Source organism: Collinsella aerofaciens, assembly GCF_039062365.1.
Classification (GTDB): domain Bacteria; phylum Actinomycetota; class Coriobacteriia; order Coriobacteriales; family Coriobacteriaceae; genus Collinsella.
This window is the reverse complement of the sequence record NZ_JBCJBI010000004.1, coordinates 81,140-99,482: the sequence shown is the minus strand read 5'-3', so window position 1 is coordinate 99,482 and position 18,343 is coordinate 81,140. Positions and strand designations below refer to the sequence as shown.

Annotated in this window: 12 protein-coding genes; 9 read left to right on the top strand and 3 right to left on the bottom strand. The window is 59.6% G+C overall.

Translation table 11 applies throughout. The annotated features are described in order from the left end of the window. Positions 1–307 precede the first annotated feature (307 nt). The 9 genes from ABCN01_RS03400 (at position 308) to larD (ending at position 15,729) form a co-directional block, all read left to right on the top strand. Positions 308–3,073 carry a YhgE/Pip domain-containing protein gene (locus tag ABCN01_RS03400; RefSeq protein ID WP_233540206.1) on the top strand — a complete coding sequence of 922 codons (2,766 nt, stop codon included), beginning with the start codon at positions 308–310 and terminating at the stop codon, positions 3,071–3,073. Further along, positions 3,074–5,263, top strand: coding sequence for a YhgE/Pip domain-containing protein (locus ABCN01_RS03395; RefSeq protein WP_117790208.1), 2,190 nt, complete (start codon positions 3,074–3,076; stop codon positions 5,261–5,263). 201 nt (positions 5,264–5,464) lie between these two features. After that, positions 5,465–6,448 carry a DMT family transporter gene (locus ABCN01_RS03390; protein WP_117790209.1) on the top strand — a complete coding sequence of 328 codons (984 nt, stop codon included), beginning with the start codon at positions 5,465–5,467 and terminating at the stop codon, positions 6,446–6,448. A 115-nt stretch (positions 6,449–6,563) separates the two neighbouring features. Then, positions 6,564–7,856, top strand: a complete 1,293-nt coding sequence (locus ABCN01_RS03385; protein WP_342995922.1) for a M20 family metallopeptidase — start codon at positions 6,564–6,566, stop codon at positions 7,854–7,856. Positions 7,857–7,865: 9 nt separating this feature from the next. Next, complete coding sequence (locus tag ABCN01_RS03380; protein WP_342995921.1) at positions 7,866–8,102, top strand: hypothetical protein; 237 nt, start codon at positions 7,866–7,868, stop codon at positions 8,100–8,102. Positions 8,103–8,406: 304 nt separating this feature from the next. Beyond that, positions 8,407–9,720 (top strand): histidine--tRNA ligase, encoded by a 1,314-nt coding sequence (gene hisS / locus ABCN01_RS03375; protein WP_342995920.1) that lies wholly within the window; start codon positions 8,407–8,409, stop codon positions 9,718–9,720. Between the two features lie 257 nt (positions 9,721–9,977). Beyond that, positions 9,978–12,791 (top strand): phosphoenolpyruvate carboxylase, encoded by a 2,814-nt coding sequence (locus ABCN01_RS03370; protein WP_425458725.1) that lies wholly within the window; start codon positions 9,978–9,980, stop codon positions 12,789–12,791. 879 nt (positions 12,792–13,670) lie between these two features. Continuing rightward, complete coding sequence (gene larA, locus ABCN01_RS03365) at positions 13,671–14,948, top strand: nickel-dependent lactate racemase (protein ID WP_342995919.1); 1,278 nt, start codon at positions 13,671–13,673, stop codon at positions 14,946–14,948. Positions 14,949–14,997: 49 nt separating this feature from the next. Then, the gene (gene larD, locus ABCN01_RS03360) at positions 14,998–15,729 is read left to right on the top strand and encodes a D/L-lactic acid transporter LarD (protein WP_342995918.1); all 732 of its coding nucleotides are present in this window, start codon (positions 14,998–15,000) and stop codon (positions 15,727–15,729) included. Positions 15,730–16,032: 303 nt separating this feature from the next. On the opposite strand, the gene ABCN01_RS03355 is transcribed toward larD, so the two are convergent. From ABCN01_RS03355 to larB, 3 genes are read right to left on the bottom strand one after another with little or no spacing between them, the layout of a single operon-like run. After that, positions 16,033–16,572 carry a TetR/AcrR family transcriptional regulator gene (locus ABCN01_RS03355; RefSeq protein ID WP_342995917.1) on the bottom strand — a complete coding sequence of 180 codons (540 nt, stop codon included), beginning with the start codon at positions 16,570–16,572 and terminating at the stop codon, positions 16,033–16,035. A gap of 2 nt (positions 16,573–16,574) precedes the next feature. Then, a complete protein-coding gene (gene larC / locus ABCN01_RS03350; protein WP_342995916.1) occupies positions 16,575–17,504 on the bottom strand; it encodes a nickel pincer cofactor biosynthesis protein LarC in 930 nt (309 codons plus the stop codon). 10 nt (positions 17,505–17,514) lie between these two features. Then, a complete protein-coding gene (gene larB, locus ABCN01_RS03345; protein WP_342995914.1) occupies positions 17,515–18,297 on the bottom strand; it encodes a nickel pincer cofactor biosynthesis protein LarB in 783 nt (260 codons plus the stop codon). Positions 18,298–18,343: the final 46 nt, after the last annotated feature.

Here is an 18,343-nt window from a genome sequence, read left to right as displayed (position 1 = left end):
GTTCTGGGCGCGCCTCAATCGTAGCCCGAGACGGTCCCGGGCTGACAATTTCGACTGTAATGGACGTTCTTGTTTGACTAGTCGTTTAAGAACGTCCCCAATGACTAGTTGGATTGCTAATTTGTGCGGGTTGTGGTTTTGTGACCTGCTGAAATTTAGGATACTGTACATCTGTACGTTAACTCATCTTCGTAGTATATTGCTACCCGCAAAACTCAACACCATTGTGCTTTGAGACGTTAAAGCGCCTACTACAATGGTTGTCGATAGTACGATTCGATTTAACGACAGGATGGATGGTCCAAGCGTGAGTCTCGGCAGCAAACTATCCAATGCAAAGGTGTCCTTTGCGATATTTAAGCGCGACATTAAGCGACTGCTTGTGAACCCCGTCGCCCTGGTGGTTACCCTAGGCGTGTGCGTTATTCCCTCGCTGTATGCCTGGTATAACATCGTGGCAAACTGGGATCCGTATGGAAACACCCAAGGCATCAAGATTGCTATCGCCAACAACGATCGAGGCACCCAAAACGACTTGGTGGGTGAGCTCAACGCTGGCGACAAAGTGGTCGACCAGCTCAAGGAGAATCATCAGTTGGGCTGGACGTTCGTCGACTCGACGGCCGATGCCAAGGAGGGCGTCGAGAGCGGCGAGTACTATGCCGCTATCGTGATTCCCAAGAACTTCTCGGATAACCTGGTTTCGATGCTCGACGGCAACTACCATCAGCCCAAGCTCACGTACTACGTCAATGAGAAGAAGAGCGCCATTGCGCCCAAGGTTACCGATACCGGTGCAAACACCATCGAGGAGCAGATCAACTCGGAATTTGTCTCTACGGTAGGCAAGACTGTTGCCGGTATCGCCAAGGATGCCGGTGTCGATTTAAAGGACAAGGCAACCCAGACTCAGGACTCGCTGGCAAGTTCGGTGTCCGAGGCGTCCGACACCTTGGGCGAGGTGCGCGATTCGATTGGCGATATGAATGCCGCCATCGATAAGACGAGTGGCGCTATCGCCTCGGCTGATGCGGCACTTGCCGGCTTGCAAGGCCAGGCACCGTCGCTGACGCAGGCGATCTCCCAGGGCAACGACCTGCTGAGCGAAGCTCGCACCACGGCGGGCAACTCCATCACCTCGCTCTCCAAGGCGCTCTCGGAAGGCAGCCTTGCGCTCACCAAGACGTCGGCCTCTGCGAACGCTGCCATCGGCAAGCTGACGGGCGCGGTCACATCTACGACCACCCGTATCGACAACTCGCTCGAGTCTCTTCAAGCGACGATCGACCACAATAAGGCCGTTATCGGGCACTTGGAGATTCTCGCCAATGACACGTCGACAGGTTCCGAGGAAATTGACGCGCGCATTGTATCGACCATCGATTTGCTTCGAGAGCAGAATGAAAAGCTTCAGAGCATCAAGGACGGTCTGTCCGCGCAGTCGAGCGCCATGGCGAATGACGCAGCGGCTGTTTCGGGTGCCAGTGACGCTATCAATAACGCAATTCATACCGGTGCGACCAACCTTGGCCAAGCCCAGACGGACTTGGGCCAAAACGCGCTGCCGAAGGCCTCGAGCGCGCTCGACTCTTTTGCTGCCGTTTCGGGCGACCTGACCGGTATCGTCTCGGGTATGACACCTACACTTGCAAATGCGCGCGGCACGTTGGCGCAGCTTAGCGCTACGCTCGGCCAGGCCAAGACCACGCTGTCCCAGACCGATTCCTCGCTTGCCAAGGTCCAGGACAAGCTTGCAACCGCCGCCAATGACATCGCGGCGCTGCAGACCTCCGAGTCCATGGGCGAGCTGGCCGATCTGATGGGCGTCGATGTCAATGACGTGGCAGATTTCATGGCGTCTCCGGTTGAGTTGACGTCCAAGTCAATCTATCCGGTCAAGAGCTTTGGCTCGGGCATCGCTCCCTTCTACACCAATCTGGCGCTTTGGGTGGGCGGCTATGTGCTCATCGCCATTTACAAGCTCGAGGTCGACCGTGAAGGTGTTGGCAGCTTTACGGCGCGCCAAGGCTACTTTGGCCGCTGGTTGCTCATGGTGATCCTGGGCGCGTTGCAGGCCATCATCGTTACGGTAGGCGATCTGGTGATTGGCGTGCAGTGCGTCAGCCCGCTGCTGTTCGTGCTGGGCGGCATCGCCATTTCGTTCACCTACGTCAATATCATCTATGCGCTGTCCACCACGTTTAAGCATATCGGCAAGGCTATCGGCGTCATTCTCGTCATCGTGCAGATCCCGGGTTCGTCGGGCATGTACCCCATCGAGATGATGCCCGGCTTCTTCCAGTGGCTGCACCCGCTGCTGCCCTTTACCTACGGCATCAATCTGCTGCGCGAGACGGTCGGCGGCATGTATTCGTTCAACTACCTGTTTAACCTGTGCATTCTGGGCGTGTTCTTGATCGTGGCGCTCTTTATCGGCCTGCAGCTGCGTCCGCTGCTGCTCAACCTTAACCTGCTCTTTGATAAACAGCTCTCCACGACCGGTATGATGATTTGCGAGTCCAACGACCTGCCGCGCCAGCGCTACTCGCTGCGCACGGCCATGCGCGTCATGCTCGATTCCGATTCGTACCGTCGCGAACTGCTCGATCATGCGGTCGCCTTTGAACATCGCTACCCGTACTACATCAAGGGCGGTTTTGCCGCCGTGGTGGGCGTTCAGGTCCTGCTCTTTGTCCTGTCGACGGTTCTCGATATCGACAATAACGGCAAGATCATCCTGCTTGTCATTTGGATCATCTCGGTTATTGCCATCTGCGGCTGGCTTATCAATATCGAATATATCCGAGCGAGCCTCAATACCCAGATGCGCATCTCGGCGCTTTCGGATGAGGACCTGCGTCGCGAGATGCGCGAACACACGGCCGCCATTCCTGCCGCCCGCCACATGTTTGGCCTCAACGCCAGCGAGCGTGGTGCCAAGGGCGGCGATCAGTCCACGGGCCGCTTGCCGCATATTGGCTCGCACCATAAATCTCAGGGCAGCGACAGCACAGCCACAAATGATGGAGATACCACCGCGCTTGGCAAGCACTCCAAAGGAGGTGAGGCATAAATGAAGAACATCCTGCATCTGTTTAAGCGCGATGTCCAAAACGTGTCTCGCTCCGTGATCGGCTTGGTTGTCGTGATGGGCCTCATTATCGTACCGTGTCTGTACGCGTGGTTTAACATCGCCGGCAGCTGGGATCCGTACGGCAACACCGGCAATCTTAAGATCGCCGTGGTCAACACCGATGAGGGTTACGAGAGCGATTTGATCCCCGTCGAGGTTAACGTGGGCGAAAACGTGACCGCCACCCTACGCGGCAACGAGAGCTTCGATTGGGTTGTGCTCAACAATCGCGAAAAGGCTATCGAGGGCGTTAAGTCGGGCGCGTACTATGCTGCCGTCGTTATCCCCAAAACGTTTAGCGCTGACATGATGACGCTTTTCTCGACCGACGTGAAGCATGCCGATATCGAGTTCTACGAGAATCAGAAGGCCAACGCCATTGCGCAGATCGTGACCGAGAAGGGTTCGAGCGCCGTCCAGAGCCAGGTTAACAAAACTTTTACCGAGACCATTACGACGATCGGTCTTAAGACGGTGTCCAGCCTGCTCGATTACATGAGCACCGACCAGGTGGGTAACTTTATCGCCAACCTGTCCTCGACGCTCGGCGATTCGATTGAGGACCTGCGAGACGTTCGGGCAAATGCTTCGTCGCTGGCGGGCATTTTGAGCTCCACGTCCGATTCGCTGACGTCGGCGAGCGGCATGCTCAAGCAGACGGGCACGGTCGATGAGTCAACGAAGCAGCTGATGGAGCATGTCAAGAGCGGTATTAGCGATTCCAAGGAAGCGCTGAAGGACGCCAACGACGCCATCAATGCCGCGATTGACGGAAGCGCGGGCTCGTTTGACAACGTGTCCGCCGAGCTTGCGAAGGCATTTGATGCCGCGAATCAACATGTCGACCTTACAGTGTCCCAGCTCAACGATGCCGCGGCGGCGCTCAACACGCGTGCCGACGATATCGACGCCACGGCCGACCAGCTCCGCAGCTTTGCCGATCAGGTGACTGACGAAAAACTCCAGGACAGCCTCAAGTCTGTGGCAACATCGCTGAGCAGGATTGCTGTGGAGTATCGCAACAACGCCAAGGACTTGACGGCCACCGCGAAGTCTCTCTCTGACAGCATGGCAGAGGTTAATAAGTCGCGTGCCGAGGTCGATCAGGCAATCGCGGATGCCAAGGCTGGTATCTCGGGCGCCAAGACTGACTACGACTCTACGTTTTCGGCCAAGGCAAAGGAGCTCAAGAAGACCATCTCGGGCGTTTTGGATTCGCTGAACGGTATTTCGAACGATCTGGATAGTGCTGTTGCTGGCCTGACCGACGCATCCGGTTCGCTGGCAAAGGGCCTCTCCAAGGCTGCAAAGCTGGTCAACAAGGCTTCTGATCAGCTGGGCGAGGCGTCGGACAAGATCAGTGCGTTTAAGGACGAGCTCGACGGCGCCTTGATGTCGGATGACCTCGCTACGATCAAGACGATGATCGGCAATGATCCCGAGGGTCTGGCCGTGTCGCTTTCCGGCCCCGTCGCGCTCGATCGCAAGCCGGTCTATCCGATCCGCAACTACGGTTCGGCCATGGCACCGTTCTACACGATTCTGTCGCTCTGGGTGGGCTCGATTGTGCTGGCGGCCATGATGAAGGTCTCGGTTGACGATGAGCTTATCAACGAGCTCATCCCCGTGCGCCTGCACGAGATCTACCTGGGCCGCTACCTGTTCTTTGGCGGTCTGGCCCTGCTGCAGGCAACGCTCGTGTGTGCGGGCGACATCCTGTTCTTTGGCATCCAGTGCGACGACCCGCTGCAGTTTGTGCTGGCGGGCTGGGTCGCGAGTCTCGTGTTCTCCAATATCGTCTACACGCTTACGGTTTCGTTTGGCGATATCGGCAAGGCGCTCGCCGTCGTGCTGCTGGTCATGCAGGTCGGCGGTTCGGGCGGCACGTTCCCCATCGAGATGACCGGCCCCGTGTTCCAGGCGATCTATCCGTTCCTGCCGTTCACCCACGGCATCAACGCCATGCATGCCGCCATGGCCGGTGCGTACCACATGGAGTACTGGATTGAGCTAGGCATTCTGGCGAGCTATCTGATTCCGTCGCTGGCACTGGGCGTCGTCTTCCGCCGCCCGGTCATCAAAGCCAACGACTGGATCATCGAAAAACTGGAGTCAACCAAATTGATTTAGTTCAGCAACGTAAACGCCGTCGGAACATCGAGATCTTCCAACCCGATGCTTTAGCGTAGTGAATTGCACGGGCTGCTTGGTTGTTGCTACAGTAGCGGGGCGTGCCGGGGGTCCGGTGCGCCCTGCTTTTATTTGACCATGAGGCGGCACGCAGCCATGCGCGTGCGGACACCACGCCCAGATTGAGCGCGAGGATGCCCTATGGCCCAGCATGCCACTGACAATATCGAAATGATGCCCGATAGCCCTGTTGCTCGCGAGGACCTGGGCGCGGGCGGCACCTCCCGCGGCGCCGGCGCTCGCTCGCCGCTGTTCTGGAAAGTCCTGCTGCTTTCGGTGGCAGTCGTCTGGGGCTACTCCTTTACGACCATGAAGGACGCGCTCGACACCATTCCGGTGTTCGAACTGCTCTACGTGCGCTTTCTGCCTGCGGCGCTGGTCATGTTTTTCATCTTCCACAAGCGCATCATCGCGCACCTCAACGCCCGCAACCTTATCGTCGGACTTGGCATGGGCGCACTTATGTGGGCCGCCTACGCCCTGCAGACAGTCGGTCTGGCGCACACCACGGCGGGCAAGAATGCTTTTTTGACGGGCACGTATTGCATCGTTGTGCCGTTCGCGAGCTATTTTCTGAGCGGCGAAAAACTCACCCGCTATAACCTGGGCGCGGCGCTGCTGTGCTTGGCGGGCATTGGCTTGGTGGCGCTCGATAGCGTTGAATTCAACATCGGTGATGTCATTACGCTGGCGGGTGCGGTCTTTTTCGCCATCCAGATGGCGGTGACTGCCAAGTACGGTCGCAAAATGGACATCAACGTCATCACGTTTTGGATGTTTGTGGGCAACGGCGTGCTGAGCCTGGCAACGTCGCTGCTATTCGAGACCCAAGCGCCTCTGTCCGTGTGGACGCCGAGCTTTATCAGCGCGATGGTGTTTCTCTCGGTTGGTTGCACATGCGCGGCTCTGCTCATCCAAAACGTCGGCTTGGCGCATGTCTCGGCCTCGACGGGCTCACTGCTCCTTTCGATGGAGTCGCCTTCGGGCGTGCTGTTCTCGGTGCTGCTGATGGGGGAGGCGCTCACCTCGCGCCTGCTCGCCGGCTTCGCGCTCATCTTTCTTTCGATTATCTTGAGCGAGACGCATTTCGATTTCTTGCGCCGAAAATCACACCCGCAATTGTAAACAACTTGTTGCGCCGCCCTCCCAGGGCGGCATTTTTATGTCATGCCCTTACAGTTGTACCTTGCACTTTACGCTATCAAAGTGCGTGCTGCAAAAACGTTACTGGAGGGCTTCTATGGCATCAGCTCTGTCCGATTTTCAACCGCAACCAGCGCCCCAGGCCACCGCGGCGGCGCAGGCCGCTATCGGTGACGGTCTTGTCGCAGAAGCTCAGGCTTTTGCAGACGAGCTCGCTGCATGGCGACACGATCTACACCAGATGCCCGAGCTGGGTAACAATCTTCCGCAGACGTCTGCCTATATCCAGGCACGTCTGGACGAGATGGACATCCCCCATACCACGCTAGTCGACGGTTCCTGCGTCGTTGGCCTGATCGGTGCCGGTGCGGCCGCTCAGGGCAATGGCACGTGCAAGGACGAGCAGGCCGGAACGGTCGTCATGCTCCGAGGCGATATGGATGCCCTTCCCGTTGTCGAGGAATCCGGCGAGCCCTTTGCATCCACCAATGGCTGCATGCATGCTTGCGGTCACGATATGCACGCGACGGCCCTGCTTGGTGCGGCGCGCCTGCTCAAGGCCCGCGAGGCCGAGCTTGTGGAGGCCAACGCTACCGTCAAGTTGCTGTTCCAGCCGGGCGAGGAGACCTTTGAGGGAGCACGCGCTGCCATCGCCGACGGCTTGCTCGAGAACCCGCGCCCTCAGGCGGCCTTTGCCATGCATGTCAACAGCCAGTCGCCGCTTGGCCTGGTGCTCTACGGCAGCCCGGCGCTCTCGGGTGTGTACGGTTTCCGCATCACGCTCCAGGGCAAGGGTGGCCATGGCTCGAGCCCCGAGATCTGCATCGACCCCATCACGGCCGGCGTCCATGTGCATCTGGCGCTTCAGGAGCTCATCTCCCGCGAGGTGCCGGCGGCCAAGGAGGTCGCACTGACTGTCGGTAAGTTCGCCGGCGGTCAGGCCGCAAATGTCATCCCCGACACTTGTGTGCTCGAGGGAACGCTGCGCGGCTTCGACGTCGAGCTCATGGAGCACCTCAAGACCCGCATCGCGGAGGTCGTCAAAGGTGTTGCCACGACCTATCGTACGCCGGCGACTATCGAGACGCTCTCGGATGTTCCCCCGCTCGTACTCGATGACGATATGACGCAGGCGTCGCTTGGCTACGTGGGCGCGGTGCTGCCCAAGTCCGCCTTCTTGCCACTGTTCCACGCCATGGCGAGCGAGGACTTCGCGCTTATCTCGAGCGAGATCCCGAGTGCGTACTTTACCGTGGGCGCTGCCGTGACCGATACGGACGAGCACTTTGCCCAGCACCATCCCAAGGCACGCTTTAACGATGCTGAGCTTCCCCTTGGCGCCGCGGCTTATGCCGCCGTCGCTTTGGGCTACATCGCCGACCACCGGTAGCACCCAATCTTGCCTTTCAAGCCTGCGGGCATGGCCGACCTGGGCAAAGTCACGGGCACTATTACCTCGCTCGAGATGGTCGGCGGCACCGTGGGTGCCATTGTCTCGGGCGTGCTGTTCGATGCCACGGGCTCCTTTGTGAGCACCTGGATTGTCTGCTTGGCGTGCTCGGTGATCATGCTGGCGTTCTTGCTGGCGTCCGAGCCCATCGCCGCCAAGTTGCGCGCAAGCGTGGCGGGGGAGTAGACGTCCGTCGTTCTTTTCTGTTCGCCCCGTTCTGTCTGTGGCTGTCCTGGAAGCCGAATGGATGCTCGTACCATCATTCGGTTTCCAAGGCGGTCACGGGCCTGCGAAATGATCCGTTTTCCTCCGTCCCCAACAGATCGCGTGATCCGAAGGGGACGGAGGAAAACGGACCGGCTGCCGCGGCGGCGCATCTGGCCGAACGAGTCCCCATACCCTCGTTCGGTCAGACGCGCCGCCGCGTTGCTGCTTTGTGCCGTATAATGTCCACTACCTATGACGCGATACAAAAGAAAGGTGTTTGCCCATGCAGGCACAGAAGGCGGAGGGAACCCGCGACCTTATCGGCGCCGAGATGCGCGCTTGGCAAAAGATGCAGCAGATTGCGGCCGGCGTATTCGAGCCGTTTGGCTTTAAGCCCATCGAAACGCCCGCGATCGAGCAGGTGGACGTCTTTGTCCACGGCATCGGCCAGTCGACCGACGTCGTGCGTAAGGAGATGTTCCGCGTCTTTAGCGGCGCCAACCTGGAGCGCGTTTTTACCGAGGGTACCGACACTAAGCTTAAGCCCAAGCAGCGCCTGGCACTTCGTCCCGAGGGCACGGCCGGTGTGGTGCGCGCCGTCGTGGAGAACAACCTGGTGCCCCAGGGCTCCACGCCGTTTAAGGCATACTACGCCGAGGCTATGTTCCGCGGCGAGCGTCCCCAGAAGGGCCGCCTGCGCCAGTTCCACCAGGTGGGCATCGAGTGGCTCGGCGCTCCCGATCCGGCGGCAGACGCCGAGTGCATCATCATGCTCATGGAGTTCTACAAGCGCCTTGGCTTCGATCTGTCCAAGCTTCGCCTGCTTATTAACTCGATGGGCGATGCTCAGTGCCGTCCGGCCTATCGCGAGCAGGTCAAGCAGTTTATCCTCGATCACGCCGACGAGATGTGCGACGAGTGTCGCGAGCGCGCCGAGCTCAATCCGCTGCGCGCCTTCGACTGCAAGAACGACCACTGCCGCGAGATCATGGCCGATGCACCGCTGATGGGCGACAACCTGTGCGATGAGTGCCGCGAGCACCACGAGCAGGTCAAGCGCTATTTGGATGCGGCGGGTATCGAGTATGTCGAGGATCCCACTCTGGTGCGCGGCCTGGACTACTACACCCGTACCGTCTTTGAGGTCGAGGCTCCCGGCGCCGGTGTCGGCTCCATCGGTGGCGGCGGTCGCTACGACGGCCTGGTCGAGCTTGAGGGCGGCAAGCCTACGGCCGGCGTCGGCTTCGCTGTTGGTTTTGAGCGCGCCCTGCTGGCCCTTCAGGCCTTTGGTAACGACTTGGGTGCCGAGGAGGCCCCGTGCGTCTACGTTGCCAATGCCGGCAAGGAGCTGCGCCAGAACGTCTTTGCCATCACGCAGGAGCTTCGCGCCGCTGGCATCGTGACCGAGGCCGACTACCAGGGTCGTTCGCTCAAAGCTCAGTTTAAGCAGGCCGACAAGGTGGGCGCCAAGCTCATTTTGGTCCTGGGTGGCGACGAGCTTGCCGCCGGCAAGGTCAAGGTGCGCGACATGGAGAGCCATGACGAGGTGCTGGTCGATTTGGCCAACGTTGTCGAGGCGGTTCGCGAGCGCCTGTAGCGCATCTTTTTGAGCTGCGGGCCTGCCAACGTGCCCTGCTCATGGAGAGCGATTGTTACGGGGGTGTTTCGCATTTATGCGGAATGCCCCCGTTTGTGTATGCCGTCCACCGAGAAATACGACCATTTGGGGCAAAAACCCTTGCAATGCAGAAAATACTTTTGTGTGGTAAAGCGCAATCAGCTTCGAAAGTTTTTGCCGAGTGCCTATAATAAATACCGCATGTTACGTGCATAGAAGGAGGAATGGGAGGAAACGTGGCTGAGAACCTAAGCAACCAGTCTGTACCCGAAGCCGCGGCGCGTGTCGCTGCCGTGGTCAACCGCCTCGTTAACCGAATCGGCTCGAATGCCGAGTCCAGGGAGCGTCTCGCCGAGATCGAGATCCCCGAGGAGCTGCGCGATAATCTGGCGCTGTTCCTGCGCCTGGAACGTCGTGTGCTTAGCGAGTATGATCCCGAGATCGCGGACCTGTTCGACAAGATTTTGACAGCCGAGTTTGTGGCCAATGCTGGCAACCCCGGTAGCCGCGCTGCCGACGAGTCCGTTGACGAACAGGGCGTGCCCACTGCCGACGAGCCCACCGCCGTGGCGTTTCGCGAAGTCGTCGATCTGATTGACAGCCTGCCGCTTGATAAGCAGCAGGTCATCGTTCGCGCCTTTACGAGCTTCTTCCACTTGGCAAACCTGTCGGAGGAGAACTACCGTGTGGCGCAGCTGCGCGAGCGCGAGGCCGGCGCATCGACCGATACCGAGGTCGATCCCGCCAACGAACTCACCGTCGCCTATCACCAGTTGGTAAACGAGATGGGCGTCGAGGGTGCCAATGAGCTGCTCGGCAAGCTCGAGTTCCACCCTGTCTTTACCGCACATCCCACCGAGGCCCGTCGTAAGGCCGTCGAGGGCAAGATTCGCCGTATCTCCAACCTGCTGGAGGAGCGTCCGCGTTTGGGCGGCTCCGACCTGGTGGAGAACGAGCGCCATATGCTGCAGGAGATCGACGCCCTGGTGCGTACGAGCCCCATCGCGCTCAAGAAGCCCACGCCGGTCGAGGAAGCCGATACCATCATCGACATCTTTGATAACACGCTGTTCGACGTTATCCCCGTCATCTATCGTCGTTTTGACGACTGGGTGCTGGGCGACAAGGCCGGTACCGTGCCGCCGCTGTGCCCGGCGTTCTTCCATCCCGGCAGCTGGATCGGTTCCGACCGCGACGGTAACCCCAACGTCACCGCCAAGGTGAGCCGTGAGGTCGCCGCCAAGTACTTTACCCACATGGTGCTCAAGCTCGAGGACAAGTGCCGCCGCATCGGCCGCAACCTCACGCTCGAGGCCACCTACAGCAAGCCGTCTGCCGAGCTCATCAACCTGTGGAACCATCAGGTCGAGATGAGCACCCAGTACACGGCCCGTGCCGAGCTGATCTCCGAGCACGAGCCGCATCGCGCCGTCATGCTCGTCATGGCCGATCGTCTGAACGCCACCGTGCGTCGCATCACCGACACCATGTACCACAGCGCCGATGAGTTCCTGGATGACCTGCGCGTCGTTCAGCGTTCGCTGGCCGCCTGCGGTGCCGTCCGTGCTGCCTACGGCCCGGTCCAGACCATCATCTGGCAGGTCGAGTCCTTCGGCTTCCATATGGTCGAGATGGAGTTCCGTCAGCACTCCGTGGTGCACGCCCGCGCCCTCAAGGATATCCACGAGAACGGTATCCATGGCGACCTGCAGCCCATGACGCGCGAGGTCATCGATACCTTCCGCGCTATCGGCTCCATCCAAAAGCGGTACGGCAAGAAGATGGCGCACCGCTATATCATCTCGTTCACCAAGAGCGCCCAGCATGTGGCCGACGTCTTTGAGCTTGCCCACCTGTCCTTTGCACACGAGGAGGATGTCCCCGAGCTCGACGTGATCCCGCTGTTCGAGCAGCTCGAGGACCTCGAGGGCTGCGTCGACGTGCTCGACCAGATGCTCACACTGCCCGTGGTGCAGAAGCGCCTTGCCCAGACCAACCGCCGCATGGAGGTTATGCTGGGCTATTCCGACTCCTCCAAGGACGCCGGTCCTACCACGGCTATGCTCGCGCTGCACTCCGCACAGGAGCGTATTGCCAAGTGGGCCGAGAAGAACGATATCGATCTGGTGCTCATGCACGGTCGCGGCGGTGCCGTGGGCCGTGGCGGCGGCCCGGCCAACAAGGCCGTGCTGGCTCAGCCCAAGGGTTCGGTCAACTGCTTCTTTAAGCTCACCGAGCAGGGTGAGGTCATCTTTGCCCGTTACGGCAACCGCACGCTGGCTCAGCGCCATGTTGAGTCCGTTGCCGCCGCAACGCTTTTGCAGTCGGCCCCGAGTGTCGAGAAGACCAACACCGAGACCACGCAGAAGTTCTGGGATATGGCCGAGAAGCTCAACGCCGCAAGCCACGAGCGCTATCTGGACCTGCTGAACACCGAGGACTTTACGCCGTGGTTCTCGACCGTGACGCCGTTGACCGAGGTCGGTCTGCTGCCGATCGGCTCGCGTCCCGCCAAGCGCGGCTTGGGTGCCAAGTCGCTCGACGACCTGCGTACCATTCCGTGGATCTTCAGCTGGAGCCAGGCGCGCATCAATCTGGCCGCTTGGTACGGTCTGGGCACCGCCTGCGAGCAGCTGGGCGATCTTGACCAGCTCAAGGCTGCCTACCAGGAGTGGCCGTTCTTCCGCACCTTTATCGACAACATCGAGATGTCGATCGCCAAGACCGACCAGCGCATTGCCAAGATGTATCTGCACCTGGGCGATCGCCAGGATCTGTCCGAGAAGGTCTTTACCGAGATGCAGCTCACGCGTAAGTGGGTCCTTGCCATCGTCGGTGACGAGTGGCCGCTGCAGCGTCGTCGCGTGCTCGGCTGCGCCGTTCGCGTGCGCAACCCCTACGTCGACGCCCTGTCCATCGCCCAGGTCCGCGCCCTTCGCGAGGTGCGTATGAACCAGGACGAGATGGCCGAGGAGAAGAAGGCCGAGTACATGAGCCTGATTCTTTCGACTGTGACCGGCGTCTCGGCAGGATTGCAGAACACGGGGTAATCGATAGCCCTGTGGCTCTCACCGGGACCCGATAGGTTTCCCTCTGAATGCGTCCTCGCACTTGAAGCCCCCTTATCCTGCTCCTTCGGAGCTGCGGATAAGGGGGCTTCGTGCTGCGGAATGCATTCAGAGGGAAACCTATCGGGTCCCTTCGTCCTCGGTCTTCAGGGATTGAGGCTGATGAGAATAAAGTGCGCTTCGCGCTTAGTGTGGAGCGCGGCGAGGGCTTCTTGCGTCCTGCGGAGTGTGCCTAAAAGTAAACTGATGGCGGGCCCTGCGATGTCCGGTCTTCGGCGGATCAGCCGCTGGGTGAGGGTGGTGCTTGGAGCGACGTGCAAAAAACGGAGTTTTCAGCAGCCAAAGATTGGTGCATAAGGCTATGGGTGACGTTCGCGGCCCCTGTTGATGCTTTTGCACGACGATTGGGCTTTGGCGATGTTCATATATGGCTGGTTTCTCGCCGCATGCTATCCAGATGGGTCGAGTTATGAGGACTATCTACCTTTTGAAAGACTTTTGACACCAAAATCTTATCTCGCGATGCTGAATACTCGCAAAAATGCACGCTCCGGAGGGTACCACCCTGTTACGGCTAGAAACCCATGCGCCATTTTATGCAATTAATTAACGCATTTATGCAAAATAGCTTACGTGCGAACGTCTCGGGGTAGATGTTTGCCTCGGCGCTGCGTAAATCATCCTGTCTATAGTGTCTTTGGCAGGAGGCCGCGGTTCCCTTTGGGATTGCGGCCGTTTTGTTGTGGGTCAAATATGAACGTTGTGTTAATGAGTCGGTGGACGGTGGTGTTTTTCGGTGAGCGGCGTATCCTTCCAACGGTTTAACTAGTGTGTCAGTTGAAAGGAAGAGGGCGCTCGTCATTGTTTGAATGTGAACTACCGTTTGACCACAAGACGTTGCATCTAGAGCTCGAGGATAAGAACTTCGCTGGTGTGATGGAGGGTCATCAAAACGAGTTTAAGACCACGAAATCGCAGGAAGAGCTAGTAGAGGAGTCGCTTGCCAACCCTTATGGCTCGCCTTCGCTCGAGGAGCTTTGTGCTGGCAAGAAGGATATCGTCATCATTAGCTCCGATCATACGCGTCCCGTTCCCTCGCGTGTGACGATGCCTATTCTGCTGCATCACATCCACTCCGCTGCGCCGGAGGCTCGCGTTCGCATTCTGGTTGCTACGGGTATGCACCGTCCGTCGACGCACGAGGAGCTCGTCAACAAGTATGGCGAGGAGATCGTTGCCAACGAGGAAATCGTTATGCACGTCGCGACTGACGACAGCATGATGAAAAAGATCGGTACCCTGCCTTCTGGTGGCGAGTGCATCATCAACAAGATCGCTGCCGATTGTGACCTGCTGCTTGCAGAGGGCTTCATTGAGCCGCACTTCTTTGCCGGTTTCTCTGGTAGCCGCAAGTCCGTCCTGCCTGGCATCGCCAGCTACAAGACCATCATGTACAACCACAACGGTCAGTTTGTGAACGATTCCCATTCGCGTGCCGGCAACCTGTGCCACAACCACGTGAGCGAGGATATGTTTGCCGCTGCCGAGATGGCTCACCTTGCCTTTGTGCTTAACGTGGTGCTCAACGGCAAGCACGAGGTCATCGGTTCTTTTGCCGGTGACATCCACAAGGCGCACGAGGCTGGCTGCGAGTTCGTGAAGAGCCTTGCCGGCGTTGAGCCCGTCGAGTGCGAGGTTGCGATCACCACCAACGGCGGCTACCCGCTCGACCAGAACATCTATCAGGCCGTGAAGGGCATGTGCTCTGCCGAGGCTACGCTTCCCGAGGGCGGCGTGATCATCGATGTCGCCGGTTGTGCCGACGGTCACGGTGGCGAGGGCTTCTATCACAACATCGCCGACAACGATCCGGCGGAGTTTGAGCGCGCCTGCATCGACCGTCCCAAGGACGAGACCCTGCCCGACCAGTGGACGAGCCAGATCTTTGCCCGCATCCTGGCGCATCACCCTGTGATCATGGTCACCGACCTGTGCGATCACCAGATGCTCAAGGATATGCACATGACGCCGGTCAACACTATCGAGGAGGCGCTCAAGCTCGCCTTTGAGATGAAGGGTGCCGATGCCAAGGTTGCCGTCATTCCCGATGGCCTGGGCGTTGTCGTCGCGCAGCACTAGCGCACGGCCTAAACGAATCGTTTATAACCGACAAGAAAGATAAGGTTTTATGCTTACCAAACTCCTCTGCGAATTCGGCGCGACGGCCCTCATGATCATCTTTGGTGTGGGCGTGCACTGCGATACCGTGCTCAAGGGTACCAAGTATCAGGGCTCCGGCCATATGTTTGCCATTACCACTTGGTCTTTTGGCATCTCGGTCTGCCTGTTTGTCTTTGGCGGCGCCGTGTGCATGAACCCCGCCATGGTGCTTGCCCAGTGCATCGTAGGCCTGGTGCCGTGGAGCAGCTGCATCCCCTTCATGATTGCCGATATGCTCGGCGGCTTTGTGGGTGCCGTAATCGCTTGGCTTATGTATGCCGATGAGTTCAAGGCTTCCGAGGGCGTCGTTGACCCCGTTGCTCAGCGCAACATCTTCTCGACCAACCCCACCACCGAGGGCACGAACTATGCTCGCAACTTCTTCTGCGAGGCTATCTGCACCTTCGTGTTCATCAGCGCCATCCTTGCTGCCGCTAGCCGCGCTGGCGAGAACGTTCTGATGCTCGCTATCTGCGTCGGTCTGATTGTTTGGGCTGTTGGCATGGGCATGGGCGGCATCACCGGCTTCGCCATGAACCAGGCTCGTGACCTTGGTCCTCGCATGGCCTATCAGGTGCTGCCGATTAAGAACAAGGCTGACAACAACTGGAAGTACGGCCTGCTTGTTCCCGGCATCGCTCCGTTTGTCGGTGCCATTGTGGCTGCGCTGTTTGTGCATGGTTTCTTGGGCATGTTCTAGCTCGAAGCTACATAGGTTGTCCGCCGTCCGCATGGGGTAACTTCCCAGCGCGTCCTCGGACATGCAAAAAGGCTCGCTGCGCACTTCGTGCGGCGAGCCTTTTTGCGTCCTGCGGAGTGCGCTGGGAAGTTACCCCATGCGGACGGCTGCGGGGTCTTTGTTGCGTTCGTGCAAGCAACCCAACATATATATCTGAATTTGGATGGGAGGGGCTTGTTGCTGATAGGGGCGTTGGACTGTTGTTGACACTTTGGGATGCGTGGTGCCTTGGGGTGGGGCGGGGCTTTGGGATGAGGGTTCTGTCTAGCCGAAGAGGGGTTTTATGGCTGATAAGTAGTCTTTAGCTACGTCGGCCTTATCTGCTTGGAAGTTGTGCCAGGCCCACCATTGGACGGTGGCTACGAAGCTTGAGGCTATGTGGTGTAGTAGGAAGCTTCGGTCCATGGTGGCGGCGGGGCCGTTTGGGTCGGTAGGGACGGTTTCGGCTGCTCGTGACATGATGGTCTTGCGGAGGCTGTCGGCGAAGACGCGTGAGCCGGCGCCGGCTACGAGGGCTCGAACGCCCTGGCGACGTTCCCATAGATTGTTGAGAATATGCTCGACCTGCACGAATGGGTCGTCGAGCGGCGTGCCATCGTCGTCGAGGGCGTGGGTGCAGATGTCGCTCACGAGCTCGGATAGTAGGTCATCTTTGCTCTTGAAGAGGCCGTAGAACGTGGCCCGACCCACATGGGCGCGAGCGATAATATCGCCGACGGTGATCTTGCCGTAGTCCTCTTCGCGCAGCAGCTCAGAGAACGCCGCAACGATGGCAGCGCGGCTTTTTGCCTTGCGGGCATCCATGGCTATGCGTCCGCGTGAACGAGCAGACAGCGGAGCGTACCGGAGCAACCCTCGTAGGGGCGCTTGCCGGCGCCGTAGCCGACGGCTTCGATGTGGTAGCGTGAGGGCAGTTGGTCGGACGTACGCAGCGCGGTAACGATGGCGGCGCCCGTGGGCGTCACGAGCTCGCCGGCGACCGGTGCGGGCGTGAGGGCGATATTGCCTGCTTGGCATAGGTTGACGACGGCGGGGACGGGAATGGGCATGAGGCCGTGGGCACAGCGGATGGTGCCGTGACCCTCGGAAAGCGACTCGACCACGATGTCCTCAATACCCAGGTCGTCGAGGCAGATGGCGACAGAGCAGACGTCGACGATGGAGTCGACGGCGCCCACCTCGTGGAACATGACGGTCTCGGGCGTTTTGCCGTGGGCCTTGGCCTCGGCAGCGGCGAGTACGGAAAAAATGGCGAGGGCGCGACGCTTAGCGCCATCGCATAGCTGCGAGCCGTCGATGATGGCGGTGACGTCCGCCAAAGAACGGTGGCGATGGTGGTGGGCGTGATGATGACCCTCGTGCTCATGGGCGTGGCCTTCATGGTCGTGCTCGTGCGCATGCTCGTGGCAGTGCTCGTGTTCGTGTTCGCCATGGTCATGATGGTGGTGCTCATGCTCATGTGTGTGCTCGGTGCCCGCTTCGTTGCCGTAGAGCCAGGCCATGTCGTGGTCGTGGTTCTCGAGCTCCTCTGCCAGCTGAACGTCAAAGTCGCAGGCGTCGATGCCATGCTTGTTTACGCGTGTAACGGCAATCTCAAAGCCATCGACCGGAAGCGTGGCGAGCTGTTCGCGCAGATGCTCCTCGCTGGCGCCCAGGTCGAGCAGGGCCGCGACGGTCATGTCGCCGCTGATGCCCGAGGTGCCGTCGATGATAAGCGTGTGCTGATGGTTGGACATGGAATGCTCCTTAACGGGCGCAGGGCGTACCAGCGCTCAGATGATTGATAAGACTTGCCTGGTAGGCGGCACCAAAGCCGTTGTCGATGTTGACAACCGAAACGCCGCTGGCGCAGGAGTTGAGCATGGTGAGCAGTGCGGCCACGCCGCCAAAGCTCGCGCCATAGCCCACGCTGGTGGGAACGGCGATGACCGGACAGCTCACCAGACCGCCGATAACGCTCGCCAGGGCGCCCTCCATGCCGGCGATGGCGATGACCACCTGCGCCTGGGCGAGTTCCTCGGCATGAGCGAGCAGGCGGTGCAGGCCGGCGACACCCACGTCGTAGAGGCGATCGACCTCGTTGCCGTAGAACTCGGCCGTCAGTGCCGCCTCTTCGGCGACGGGCAAGTCGCTCGTGCCGGCGCAGGCGACGACGATGCGTCCGTTGCCGGTAGGGGAGGGCTTGCCACCCACCAGGGCGAGCTGGGCGTCCGGGACATATCCCAGGTCGATGCCGTTGCCGAGAAGCTCAGCGGTGCGCGCAGCTTTTTCGGCATCCAAGCGTGTGACCAGGATGCGCTCCTGGCCGGCATCGCGCAGTGCTTCGATAATGGCGGCAATTTGCTCGGCGGTTTTACCGGCACCGTAGACAACCTCGCCGGCTCCCTGGCGCACTCCGCGCGAAAGATCGAGCTGCGCAAAGCCCAAATCGGCGGTCGGAGCCGTCTGGATGCGCGTGAGGGCGACCGCCGGGGTGACTGATCCGCCGGCAACATCGCTCAACAGCTGCTCAAGATCTCGCTTATCCATATATGTTCCCTTCGACGGCGCAAAGTCTAGCACTCAAAGGGTATGT

Coding starts and splice junctions, on each gene's coding strand:
- larC (WP_342995916.1), bottom strand. CDS start 17,504: ATGTCCAACCATCAGCACACGCTTATCATCGACGGCACCTCGGGCATC.
- ABCN01_RS03355 (WP_342995917.1), bottom strand. CDS start 16,572: ATGGATGCCCGCAAGGCAAAAAGCCGCGCTGCCATCGTTGCGGCGTTC.
- ABCN01_RS03390 (WP_117790209.1), top strand. CDS start 5,465: ATGGCCCAGCATGCCACTGACAATATCGAAATGATGCCCGATAGCCCT.
- ABCN01_RS03395 (WP_117790208.1), top strand. CDS start 3,074: ATGAAGAACATCCTGCATCTGTTTAAGCGCGATGTCCAAAACGTGTCT.
- larB (WP_342995914.1), bottom strand. CDS start 18,297: ATGGATAAGCGAGATCTTGAGCAGCTGTTGAGCGATGTTGCCGGCGGA.
- hisS (WP_342995920.1), top strand. CDS start 8,407: ATGCAGGCACAGAAGGCGGAGGGAACCCGCGACCTTATCGGCGCCGAG.
- larD (WP_342995918.1), top strand. CDS start 14,998: ATGCTTACCAAACTCCTCTGCGAATTCGGCGCGACGGCCCTCATGATC.
- ABCN01_RS03385 (WP_342995922.1), top strand. CDS start 6,564: ATGGCATCAGCTCTGTCCGATTTTCAACCGCAACCAGCGCCCCAGGCC.